This window comes from Cytobacillus sp. MT66 (assembly GCF_058792595.1).
The window spans coordinates 514,754-526,995 of record NZ_JBXAFB010000002.1; the positions used below are offsets into that span (position 1 = coordinate 514,754).

The following is a 12,242-nucleotide window of genomic DNA, read 5'->3' on the forward strand; positions in this document are numbered from 1 at the left end:
TGAAACGGGTTATGGTATTTAGGCAGTTTGCGGATAGAAGTCAGGAATTGGCGGATATATGGAAAAATTCGGCTGATATACGTAAAAAACTTATAAAGTTTACTAGTTTTGATGAGGGGGAAACCGATGCTGACGATTAATAACGTCGAAGTTATGTATGACAAGGTTATTCTTGTCTTAAAAGGGATGTCAATGGAGGTCCCGCAAGGAAAAATCGTTGCATTGCTCGGCAGTAATGGGGCTGGGAAAACAACTACATTGAAAGCAATTTCTGGTCTTTTAAAAAGTGAAGATGGCGAGGTCACCGATGGATTTATTGAATTTAATGGGGAGCGCATAGATACGAATGATGCTGAAACCATTGTCAAAAAGGGAATTTTTCAATGTATGGAGGGCAGGCGTGTATTTGAGCATTTGACAGTTGAGGAAAACTTAATTGCTGGAGCGCATACCCGCAAGGACAGGAAGAATCTAAAGAGTGATCTTCAAAAGGTGTACAATTATTTTCCAAAGCTTGAAATGCTGAAGAACCGTCAGGCTGGCTATTTATCTGGCGGGGAACAGCAGATGCTTGCGATTGGCAGGGGAATCATGGCTAAGCCGAAGGTTCTTCTATTAGATGAACCGTCTTTAGGCCTGGCGCCGCTCCTGGTTAAGGAAATCTTTGCGATTATAAAAAGAATCAATGAAGAGGAAGGAACAACGATTCTCGTGGTCGAACAGAATGCTAACATTGCACTCTCTATTGCTGACTTTGGCTATATCATGGAAAATGGGCGCATCGTGATGGACGGACCAGTCAAGAAATTGCTAGCTAATGAAGATGTCAGAGAATTTTACCTGGGCATGAGCGATAAAGGCCGCAAGAGTTATAAGGAAATCAAATCATATAAAAGAAGGAAGAGGTGGCTGTAGTGGACAAATTGAGGGAGGTCATTGGCCATGCCTATGATCTTGCGGACGGATTCAGACTGCATATGGAAAAAGCTTTTTTGAGTCCTGATGATATTCAGACAATGGAGGATCTGGAAAAAATCCCTGTTTTAAAAAAGGATCAGCTGCCGGAGCTGCAAGGTCTGCACCCGCCATTTGGCCATTTAACTACAGTATGTTCAGGGGAAATGGCGCGAATCTTCATGTCTCCTGGCCCTATTTATGACCCTCAGACGCATGAAAAGGACTTTTGGCGTTTTTCTGAAGCGTTAAAGGCTGCTGGATTTAGTGAGAACGATATCGTGCAAAATACGTTTTCCTATCATCTATCACCTGCAGGGTTTATGTTTGATTCCGCCCTTAGGATGCTGGGGGCAACCGTAATTCCTGCAGGTACAGGAAATCGCGAGCTGCAGATTCAGGTGATGAAAGACCTTCGAGTGAGCGGGTATGTAGGAACGCCAAGCTTTTTTGCTATTTTACTAGATGCGATTGAGGAAAAAGGCTGGACATTTGGAAAAGAAATTTATGTAGAGAAGGTTTTTTTCACCGCGGAAATGCTGACACCGGGGATGAGAAAAAGATGCGAAGATAATGGAATTGCTGTATATGAAGGGTATGGAACAGCGGATTGCGGCTGTTTGGCGTTCGAGGATAAGGAAGGACCTGGTCTGAAAGTGACAAGCAGTGCGATCGTGCAAATCTGTGATCCGCATTCGGGCAAGATAGCAGAATCTGGTGAAGGCGAAGTCGTCGTTACCCTTTTTGATAAAACGTATCCTTTAATTCGCTTCGGTACAGGAGACCTATCCCGCTGGGTGGATGGATATGAAGGAAGGCGCATTGCAGGTGTCCTGGGAAGAGTCAGTGACGGAGTAAAGGTCAAAGGCATGTTCGTTAGAGAAAAACAGCTGGCACAAGTGCTTGAACAATCAGGGTATTCGGCGTTCCAGGGTATCGTCACAATGGAAAATAATCAAGATCACTTTGTTCTGCAGGTAGAATCAGCAGAAGAGCTTGAAGCTGCTTTAGTAAGTAAAATTCAGGATGTTATTCGGGTTAAACCAATTTTGAAAAGGGCGGAGCCAGGGTCATTATGTGCAGAAGGAAAGCGATTAATCGATAAGAGGTAGAAAACACGGGATCGTACTCGTGTTTTCTCTTTTTCAGTAAGATGAGCTGTGGAAAATGGTCAATTATAAAATTTTTCCATAATATCCCTTGCAAAACTAACGGTATTAGTTATAATTAAACTAATACCATTAGTTAGGAGAATAAGTATGAGAATAACAAAGGTTAATCATATTTATCAGCTGTCATTCATGCCCAATTTTTTCCCAGTGAACTGTTATTTAGTTGAAGAAGAGGATTATTTGATTCTAGTCGATACAGCTCTTTCTTTTCATAAAAATGCGATTTTAAAAGCGGCACGGGATATTGGTAAACCTATTAGAAAAGTAATTCTGACACACGCACACGATGATCACGTTGGCGCGCTTGACGGGATTAAAGAAGTTCTGCCGGATATCGAGGTGGCTATACCAAAGCGGGAGCTAAAGCTGCTTAATGGTGATGTTTCTTTAGAGGATGGAGAAGGGGATAGCCCCATTAAAGGCGGCATACCGAAGAATGTTAAAACAAAGCCGGATATGCTCCTTCAGGATGGTGACAGAATTGATTCACTGCTGGCTATTCATTCACCAGGTCATACCCCCGGAATGATGGCGTTCTTAGATGTTCGGGACCAAGGATTAATAGCAGGAGATGCTTTCCAGACTAAGGGGGGAATGGCTGTTTCCGGTGATTTGCGCTGGAGTTTTCCTTTTCCGGCGATGGCTACATGGAATAAAGAAAGAGCTATAGAATCTGCGGAGCATCTCCTAAACTTTAGGCCGTCTCTTCTTGCAGTTGGACACGGAAATATGATTGCAGACCCTGAGATGGAAATGAAACGAGCTCTAGAACGTGCAAAACAAATGGTAATAGGAGTTAGGTAGATATGTCTGCAAAAATAGGAATCAATCATGATATGATCGTAAACACTGCGTTAGATTTAGCAGAGGGAAGAGGCGTGGAATCTGTAACAATGGCTAATATAGCTAGAGAGCTTGGAATTAAACCCCCATCCTTATACAATCACATCAAAGGGTTAGATGAAATCAGGCTTGCCATGGCCATTAAAGCACAAAATCTATTATATAATCATTTGAAAGAAGCGGTAAACGGGAAGGAGTCTGGGCCAGAATCGGTAAAAGAAATGGGCAAAGCCTATCTATCTTTTGCACATCAATACCCAGGACTTTATGAAGCTTCTTTATTAGCTCCTGACCAGGGAGTAAGCGATGACAACCAATCAGCCGAATCCATCATTGATTTAACATTGAAGGCTCTGTCAGTCTATTCATTAAAACAAGAAGAATTGATTCATGCCGTACGGGGGTTAAGAAGTATTTTACACGGAATTGCTGACCTTGACAGGAAAGGGGGGTTTAAACTTCAAGTGGGGCTTATTGATTCATTAGAAGTCATTCTTGAAACCTTTTTAAATGGTTTAAAAGATGGTGGGACATCTTCCCCTGCATCAAAGAGGCGAATAATTCCTTCATTAGCAAAAAACAGCAGCCAAAGGAACGGAAAAGACCAAACGATGTCCTCCAGAACAGGAAACAGGTAATCTAGGGAATTGAAGGGGTCGAACGATGCCCGCAACAATGTAAACACAATAATCTTGGGCATAATAGCAGTGTCTTCTCGGGCGCTGCTGTTTTTTTATGAAAAATATATTCTAATGAATTTTAAATAGTTTGACTATGTTATGGCTCGGGGTTAAAATATTGGACAAGGTAAACTTTTTTAGATTTATCCATTTCGTTTGATAAAAAGGAGTTCTTCCCTATGATAAGCTTTTTTCAACATTTCAATCCGATTACGCAAGCCTTTATCGCCACTTTATTTACTTGGGGAATGACTGCGCTTGGGGCTGCTCTCGTTTTTACAACAAAAACAGTCAATCAGCGTTTCATGGACAGCATGCTCGGTTTTGCCGGCGGTGTGATGATTGCGGCGAGTTATTGGTCATTGCTCGGACCCGCAATAGAAATGTCGGACAATCATGCGATAGGTGCCTGGTTTCCAGCAGCGACTGGTTTTTTATTAGGCGGCGTTTTTCTCTGGGGGATAGATAAGGTTTTGCCCCATCTTCATCCCAATTCTCCAATTGGCGAGGCGGAAGGGTATCAGCCAAAACAACGAAAACGAAGTACTTTGTTGGTGCTTGCTATTACCATGCATAATATTCCGGAAGGGTTAGCGGTCGGAATTGCTTTCGGTGCACTCGCCAATGGAGGAACGGAAGCTTCTTTGGCTGGTGCGTTAACCTTAGCCCTGGGGATTGGCATTCAAAACTTCCCGGAAGGTGTCGCTGTTTCGATGCCGTTAAGGGGAGAGGGAATGTCTAGGAGAAGGAGCTTTTTCTTCGGACAATTTTCCGGCATGGTTGAACCGATTGCGGCGGTCATTGGTGCGTTGGCTGTTTCCTTTATTGCGCCGCTATTGCCTTACGCCTTAAGTTTTGCTGCCGGTGCGATGATATTTGTCGTTGCCGAGGAAGTGATTCCGAGTTCGCAGGAAAAAGGCAACAAAGATTTGGCATCCATGAGTCTAATGGTTGGTTTTGTGTTAATGATGATTCTTGATGTGGCACTTGGGTAAGTAATGTTAGAAGCAATCCTTTGAGGTATAGGATTGCTTTTTTTATATCATCATATGGGATTTATATGGTAAATTAAGTTGGTATTCATATTTTATAAGTTTCAATGAGGTGAAACGAGTGCTATTCCTTACGATATTTCTACTTGCCATCGTTGCAGGTTATCCAATCTGGGATTATTTTTACATGAAAAAGATCAAAAGCGGCTTGGTTAGCAAATGGCGAATGTACAGTCAAATTATGATCACCCAGTGGGTGAGTGTTTTTATTTTACTAGGATACTGGCTGTTAACCGGTCTGTCAGTAAGAGAGTTATTTATTTACGAAAATCCGCTGATGTCTTTTGTTTCCCAAGACTTACTTGATATGGCAATGGGTGCCGGGGCTAGCCTGCTTATTGTGATTTTGGCTGTGGCCTTTTCGAAAAAGATGAGAAAGAAGATTTCTGATGCTTTGACAGATGAAAGCATACAATTTTTATTGCCTTCCAGTATTGCTGAGCGGCTGTTTTTTCTTATGATTGCGATAACGGCAGGAGTTTGTGAGGAAATAATCTTTCGTGGTGCGATGGTATTCTATTTAGGCCACCTGCCATTCGAACTATCCGTGTTTGCGATTGGGGTTATTTCCAGCGTGTTGTTCGGCCTGGTTCATTTGTATCAAGGCTGGAAGGGCGTACTAATTACCGGATACTTAGGCGGCGTTTTATTTTTCTTTTTCGCCGGAACAGGATATTTGTGGGTTCCAATTCTTTTTCATACGATCATTGATGCGAAATTTGTGTTTTTGCCTAATAAAAAGATAATAGTGGACAATAATAATATTATGTAAAGTAAAACGATGAAGCGGCCACTCATATTTAAAAAGGGTTTAAGGTGAAGCTTATTTCACTTCCCTTAAACCCTTTCCATCAATTATATCCTGTATTCCTTCTTCACATACCCCATATGAACGCCAGGAACAGGTCTCACAGACGCTATGAATATCCGTGGGAACCACATGCCTCTTGATGTGAGACTTAATGTCTTTCCATTTCAAAAATTGCCCAACTTTGATATCCATTTTTTCTAAAATTACCGCATCCCTTTCGTCAATATTTTTGTCAAGACAGTGGTATTCTCCTGAATTGGGATACTTATCACAAAGCTGATCAGGGCCCTTTACAATCTGGATCCACGTCCCAGGATTGTCCCGTAAAGTTTGGTGCAGTTTTGTCATATTTTCCACGTATTCTTTGGAATAGCCCATACCCCGATAACCTAAGAGGCAAAACAAATGATGTCCCCGCAGCCTAAACATATGAACAACCCCTATCTGTTAAATGTTAACCAAACGATAAAATGAGTTTACAAAAATTATAACACAGGATACCGTAGCAATAGGCGAATTTTTACAGAAAAGGTTGATAAAGATTAATAGGTACCTTTCCCAAGTCAGATACATAGGATAATTTTAGAAAAATTAGGAAGGGGAGGAAAAGATGTATTTTGATCCACGGATGTACCCAATTCAATATCCATATCAGCAGTATGGCTATGTAAATGGGCCGGTGTATCATCAGTCAGTACAGCCACATCATTACATGCCTTATCAAGAAGTGAGCAGACAAGGATTTATGCCTTATCGACCTAGTCAAGATCAAGGTCCTCAACCATATACATTGAATATCAATGAGGCAGCAAAAGCAAATAACACTTATCGTACAGCTATTTGGACAGGTGAACATTTGCAGGTAACTTTAATGAGCCTGAATGTAGGGGAAGATATCGGGTTAGAAATTCACCCGCATATAGACCAGTTTTTGCGTATCGAACAAGGCGAAGGCGTTGTCCAAATGGGGAAAACACAAAATCAGTTGAATTTTGTTAGACGTGTCAATGAAGACTCAGCTATTATGATACCCGCTGGAACATGGCATAATGTAACAAATACGGGCAAGGTTCCTCTAAAATTGTACTCTATTTATGCACCACCGCAGCATCCGCGCGGGACAGTGCATGTAACAAAAGCAGATGCAATGGCTGCAGAAGCTCATTAAATAGATTTCGCCCGTTAAAAAACGGGCTTTTTTCCGTTGGGATTTCATATAAATTAGCAAGGAAGAGATAATTCTGTTACTCCAAAAACTGAAAACATTGTTCCCAAAGACTATTTGAATCATCTTTCTTATGATTCACGAGAACAGCTTTGGCAGCAGGTCATTCCCCAAGGAAATGTATATGTTGCAGAAAATGAGCGTGGGGAGATCATAGGCTTCTCCAGCGGCGGCAAAGAGCGGAGTGGAGATTATCATGAATTCGAAGGAGAACTATATGCGATTTATATTCTAAAGGAATACCAAGGAAAAGGAATCGGTAAAGCGTTTGTCAAACCTGTCGTTGAAGATTTGCAGGATAAGGCAATCTATTCAATGATAGTTTTTGTGTTAGAGAAGAATAGCTCCTGTAAGTTTTATGAAAAACTGGGCGGAAAGAAACTGGATGTGGTTGAAATTGAAATCGAGGGTAAAAGGCTTACAGAGGTTGTTTATTGCTGGTAGAATCTAAGTTTGAACCTTAATCTATAAAATAATCTAATTACATATGATAGATACGAGGACAAACAAATACCTTTCAAAAACAGGATTGTTCATCTGACAATTCTGTTTTTACTTTTTTGATCGTTTTTTAAATGTGTGATAAAAGTAACAGAAAATACTAGGAAAACAAAGAAAAACAGAAATGTTGACGTTTTCATCACGTTTCACAAGTTTGGGTGAATCCTTTATACTGAGTTTTATTGTTATCGGACCCGGCTTTCATGAGAGTTGAAAGTCATTTAAAAATCAAATATAAGGGAGAGCTTGATAAACGTGGATGTATCTAAAATTAAATATGAATGGTTTGGCAACATTAAAGGAGATGTGCTTGCGGGGATTGTTGTTGCGATGGCGTTAATTCCTGAAGCAATTGCTTTTTCCATTATTGCAGGAGTCGATCCTATGGTTGGATTGTACGCTTCATTCTGTATTGCAGTTACGATTGCTTTTGTCGGCGGGAGGCCCGGGATGATTTCTGCTGCTACTGGGGCAACAGCCCTATTAATGACGACGTTGGTTAGAGATCATGGGCTGCAATATCTGCTTGCGGCAACGATTTTAACTGGTGTTATTCAAATCATTATGGGCGCACTAAAGCTAGGACGATTGATGAAATTTGTTCCCAAATCCGTAATGACAGGGTTTGTTAATGCGCTGGCGATCTTGATATTTACAGCACAATTGCCGCACTTTATTGGTGAATCATGGGAAATGTATGCAATGGTTGCGGGGGCACTGGCGATTATTTATATATTGCCGCGTTTTACAAAGGCCGTACCCTCACCATTAGTGGCGATATTGGTTATCACGGCCATTGCGATCTTCACCGGAAGCACTGTACGGACCGTTGGCGATATGGGAGAATTAGCCTCAACATTGCCAGTATTTTTAATACCGGATATTCCGTTGAACCTTGAGACATTGCAAATCATTTTCCCGTTTTCTTTATCTATTGCGATAGTTGGTTTAGTTGAATCATTATTGACTGCTTCGATTGTTGATGATATGACTGAAACAGAGAGTGACAAAAATAAAGAAGCACGCGGACAAGGGATCGCTAATATTGTTTCAGGTTTCTTTGGCGGAATGGCTGGCTGTGCGATGATTGGCCAATCAGTGATCAATGTGAAGTCCGGGGGAAGAGGGCGGTTATCCACACTAGTGGCTGGGTCCTTTTTGCTTACGCTTATCGTTTCTTTACAAGACTTCTTAGTGAAAATTCCAATGGCTGCGCTTGTTGGTGTCATGTTTATGGTATCAATCGGGACCTTTGACTGGTCTTGTTTAAAATCGTTTAATAAAGTGCCTCTTACTGACAGTATTGTAATGGTTGTTACTGTCTTAACCGTTATCAAAACACATGATTTGTCAAAGGGTGTTTTGATTGGAATAATCTTAAGCGCAATTTTCTTTGCAGCAAAGATTTCCAAAGTAAAAGTAACCAGCATGTCAGCAAATGGTGCTCAGAAAAAGGTCTATCATGTTTCTGGCCAGCTTTTCTTTGCGTCAGTAACAGATTTTGTAAATAGCTTTGATTTCAAAGAGAATGTCAAAGAAGTTGATATCGATTTATCCAATACCCACCTTTGGGACGATTCAGCTGTTGGAGCGATTGACAAAGTTATACTTAAATACGGACTAAATGGCATTCATGTAAACCTAATAGGATTAAATAAAGAAAGCAATAAACTATTGGATAAAATTTCGATTCATAATATGGAACAAGGGCTTGATAAAGCATCCAGCCAATAAATAAAAGTGAGGACATCAATCGGTGTCCTCACTTTTTATTATTTTTATCGCTTGGTTTTGAGGGAGTCATATATTTTAATGCGGAAAATACAATTTAAACAAGGATTAACTTACCGATGTCAGAAAGGGACATTGTGAAAAAATAAACATATAAAAAGGGGGAATTATTATTGACGTGGAATAGTAAAGAGCGTTTTTTGGCAGTTTTGTCTGGGGAAACAGCGGATCGGCCGCCTATTTCAGCATGGGGGCACTTTGTTGGCAGAGAAGAGAATGCTAAGGATCTCGCTGAGGCGACGTTGGAGTTTCAAAAGAAATATGAATGGGATTTTGTAAAAATCAATCCGCGTGCGACTATTTTTGGTGAGGCTTGGGGAAATGTCTCTGATTTTAATCAATATATTGGTGATGTCCCAAAGATTAATCAATACATTATTCATGAGCCTCATGAGTTGGACAGCATACAGGAAATCACTACGGAAACAGGAGCTTTTGGAGAACAGCTGGAAGTAACCAGACTGATAAAAGAGGGAATGGGTGAGGAGACTCCTATTTTACAAACCTTATTTTCTCCTTTAGCTATTGTTGAGTATTTATGCGGCCATCGGACTGTTGCATCAAATCGCTCGGCTGCAAGACATCTAAGTCCGCTGCCTGACTTAATCGAAAATCATTCAGAACTCTTGCACCGTGCACTTGGAAACATAACAAATACATTGGGTGCTTATATTAAAAATGCTATTCAGGCTGGGGCCGATGGCTTTTTTTATGCAGTTCTTGGGCTTGCCCGTAACGGCTTTTTAACAGAAGAAGAGTATGAAAAGTTTGGGAAGCCCTATGATTTGCTGATTTTAGAAGCTGCCCAAGGTTCTTCACTGCTCATGCATACCTGTGGTCCAGAGTCAAACCCAGCAAGATTTAAGGATTATCCGGTGCACGCACTCCATTGGGCTGACCATGCAGAAGGAAACCCAACATTAAGAGAATCTATCACCTGGAAAAATAATAAATGCTTGATGGGCGGCGTTGATGAAGAACTGTTTAAAGAGGAAGATATGACTCTTGTCGAAAAAGCTGCAGAAAAAACAATCCAGTCTCTAAAAGGAGTCCCATTTATCTTAGCACCAGGCTGCGGCTTGCCTGTTGGGACAAAAGAAACAGCATTAAAGCGCTTTAGAAAAGTAATAGATGTTTGAGGGTAAGTTTTTATAACTATTTATATAAGGAGTTGATCGTTTTGCAGAATCAAAGTAAACAGCCGTCCCTAGGCTATTCTAGTATGCTTATATTTTTGGTTATACTTGTGATAAGTATTGGCATGATTGCATTTAAGGCGTCCATTCAGATGATGATGTTTATTGCTATGATGTTGTTAGTTCCATTTATCATGCGTTTGGGGCACAGCTATAAACAAGTAGAAGAATTTATGTTTTCGATGATGGGCCGAGTCATGAATCCTATTCTCATTATTATGGCTGTGGGCGCACTGATTGGTGCTTGGATTTTATCAGGGACAGTCCCAACCATGATCTATTATGGATTGAAATTAGTTTCTCCTGAATTTTTTCTATTAACTTCGCTTATCTTTTGTTCCATTGTTTCCCTAGGAACAGGCACTTCATTTGGGACTATGGGGACGGCAGGCCTCGCTTTGATTGGAATGAGCCAGGTTTTAGGTATTTCTCCGGGGATGGCGGCTGGAGCCATTATTAGCGGTGCTTACTTTGGTGATAAAATGTCGCCTCTTTCGGACTCAACGAATATGGTATCCGCTATGTCTGGAGCTAATTTGTTTACCCACATCAAGCATATGCTATGGACAACAACCCCTGCTTATATTCTAACAGCCGTCATATTTGGAATCATAGACTCTACCCACGGAGGAACAACAAGCGGCGAAGAAATTACCCTCATATTAACCTATCTCAACGAACAATTTCATCTAGGATTCATTCCAATCATTCCCATTATTGTCCTTCTCGCTCTATTAATCTTAAAAAAACCTGCTGTCACATCGATTTTTGTGGGGGCGATTGTTGGCGCTTTGGTGGCTGTATTGTACCAAGGGGAAACAATTGCCACAACTTTAGGAACATTGTATAACGGATACCGTTTTGAATCTGGCATTGACCAAATGGATTCCCTACTGCAGCGAGGCGGTTTATCCAGTATGTTAGGGATTGTCGCATTGTTTCTTTTTGCTTTGGGATTAGGCGGATTGCTGCAAGGTTCAGGCGCATTAAATACTATTTTAGATTCTTTTGCAAGCCGGATAAAATCGGTTGGCGGTTTAGTTATTTCTACAATGGTGGTAAGTTATTTGACAGTTGCTGTAAGTGGGGTTATTAGTTTTGCTGCAGCTATAACAGGTACATTAATGAGGCCGCTATACGAAAAGTTTAAAGTCAGGCCGGAAAACTTATCAAGAATCATTGAGGATACCGCCACACAAAGTGCACCCTTATTCCCGTGGAGCATCAATTCAATCTTTGCGGCGGCAACATTAGGTGTAAGCGCAGGTGCGTTCATTCCATTTTGTTTCCTTGCTTTTCTTACACCAATATTTACAATCATTTATGGATTTACGGGATTTACTATGACGAAAGTGGAAGAGGAATAACAGAGGGTGATTAGCCCTTAGAAAAAAAGAACTCATTTGGGTTCTTTTTTTTATAATAAAGCAACAAATACTCTTATTAGGGATAAAATAAGCTAAATCATAAAAAAATGAGCTCATTGTCCAAATTAATGTTATTCTTAGTAAGACAATTTTAAGTAAGTGGGTGAACATCTTGATTGAAATAAAAACATCTTCCCTAAGTGATGGAGAATTCAATAGAGGGGTATTTGCAACAAGTGATATCAAAAAAGGAGAGCTTATCCATGAAGCTCCTGTCATTGCCTATCCAAACGACCAGCATCAGCACATAGAGAAAACTTTGCTAGCTGATTATGCTTTTGAATATGGAATAAATCATACCGCCATCCTTCTTGGTTACGGAATGTTGTTTAACCATTCCTATGAACCAAATGCTACATATGAAATTAATTTTGATAATCACACATTTGATTTTTATGCTTACACAGATATCAAAGCTGGTGATGAAATTCTAATTAATTACAATGGCGATGTTGATGACAAAGAGCTTCTGTGGTTTGACCAGGATTAAAGGATAGCTCATGTTTATGGGAAAAGAGGCTGGGACAAAACCCTCCTCTGAAATGAAAAAGCCTGTGAAATTTTACAACGAGTAAAATTTCACAGGCTTT

At 40.6% G+C, this 12,242-nt stretch carries 13 protein-coding genes; 12 read left to right on the top strand and 1 reads right to left on the bottom strand.

All coding sequences use genetic code 11. The features are described from left to right. The first annotated feature begins 126 nt into the window (after positions 1-126). The 6 genes from AC1Q59_RS05890 (at position 127) to AC1Q59_RS05915 (ending at position 5,473) form a co-directional block, all read left to right on the top strand. Complete coding sequence (locus AC1Q59_RS05890; protein ID WP_492364864.1) at positions 127-915, top strand: ABC transporter ATP-binding protein; 789 nt, start codon at positions 127-129, stop codon at positions 913-915. Next, positions 915-2,066 (top strand): phenylacetate--CoA ligase family protein, encoded by a 1,152-nt coding sequence (locus AC1Q59_RS05895; RefSeq protein WP_492364865.1) that lies wholly within the window; start codon positions 915-917, stop codon positions 2,064-2,066. Before AC1Q59_RS05890 ends, AC1Q59_RS05895 begins: the two co-directional genes overlap by 1 nt. A 147-nt stretch (positions 2,067-2,213) precedes the next feature. Beyond that, positions 2,214-2,930 carry an MBL fold metallo-hydrolase gene (locus tag AC1Q59_RS05900; RefSeq protein ID WP_492364866.1) on the top strand — a complete coding sequence of 239 codons (717 nt, stop codon included), beginning with the start codon at positions 2,214-2,216 and terminating at the stop codon, positions 2,928-2,930. Between the two features lie 2 nt (positions 2,931-2,932). Beyond that, on the top strand, positions 2,933-3,607 hold the full coding sequence (locus AC1Q59_RS05905; RefSeq protein ID WP_492364867.1) for a TetR/AcrR family transcriptional regulator: 675 nt from the start codon (positions 2,933-2,935) through the stop codon (positions 3,605-3,607). Between the two features lie 221 nt (positions 3,608-3,828). Then, positions 3,829-4,644, top strand: a complete 816-nt coding sequence (locus AC1Q59_RS05910; RefSeq protein ID WP_492364868.1) for a ZIP family metal transporter — start codon at positions 3,829-3,831, stop codon at positions 4,642-4,644. A gap of 184 nt (positions 4,645-4,828) precedes the next feature. Beyond that, positions 4,829-5,473, top strand: a complete 645-nt coding sequence (locus tag AC1Q59_RS05915; RefSeq protein WP_492364869.1) for a CPBP family intramembrane glutamic endopeptidase — start codon at positions 4,829-4,831, stop codon at positions 5,471-5,473. Positions 5,474-5,524: 51 nt separating this feature from the next. Here the strand turns inward: AC1Q59_RS05915 and AC1Q59_RS05920 are convergent, their stop codons facing one another. Next, entirely contained in the window at positions 5,525-5,941 is a 417-nt protein-coding gene (locus AC1Q59_RS05920; protein WP_492364870.1) for a DUF1284 domain-containing protein, read from the bottom strand. Positions 5,942-6,122: 181 nt separating this feature from the next. Here AC1Q59_RS05920 and AC1Q59_RS05925 point away from each other — a divergent pair, with 181 nt between their 5' ends. The 6 genes from AC1Q59_RS05925 (at position 6,123) to AC1Q59_RS05950 (ending at position 12,142) form a co-directional block, all read left to right on the top strand. Further along, a complete protein-coding gene (locus AC1Q59_RS05925) occupies positions 6,123-6,680 on the top strand; it encodes a cupin domain-containing protein (protein WP_492364871.1) in 558 nt (185 codons plus the stop codon). Between the two features lie 114 nt (positions 6,681-6,794). After that, positions 6,795-7,181, top strand: a complete 387-nt coding sequence (locus AC1Q59_RS05930) for a GNAT family N-acetyltransferase (protein ID WP_492364872.1) — start codon at positions 6,795-6,797, stop codon at positions 7,179-7,181. 312 nt (positions 7,182-7,493) lie between these two features. After that, positions 7,494-8,972: a SulP family inorganic anion transporter gene (locus AC1Q59_RS05935; protein WP_492364873.1), complete on the top strand. Its 1,479-nt coding sequence runs from the start codon at positions 7,494-7,496 to the stop codon at positions 8,970-8,972. Between the two features lie 170 nt (positions 8,973-9,142). Continuing rightward, on the top strand, positions 9,143-10,168 hold the full coding sequence (locus AC1Q59_RS05940; protein ID WP_492364874.1) for a uroporphyrinogen decarboxylase family protein: 1,026 nt from the start codon (positions 9,143-9,145) through the stop codon (positions 10,166-10,168). 41 nt (positions 10,169-10,209) lie between these two features. Further along, positions 10,210-11,592: a Na+/H+ antiporter NhaC gene (gene nhaC, locus AC1Q59_RS05945; protein ID WP_492364875.1), complete on the top strand. Its 1,383-nt coding sequence runs from the start codon at positions 10,210-10,212 to the stop codon at positions 11,590-11,592. A 172-nt stretch (positions 11,593-11,764) separates the two neighbouring features. Further along, positions 11,765-12,142, top strand: a complete 378-nt coding sequence (locus AC1Q59_RS05950) for an SET domain-containing protein (protein ID WP_492364876.1) — start codon at positions 11,765-11,767, stop codon at positions 12,140-12,142. The last annotated feature ends 100 nt before the right edge of the window (positions 12,143-12,242 follow it).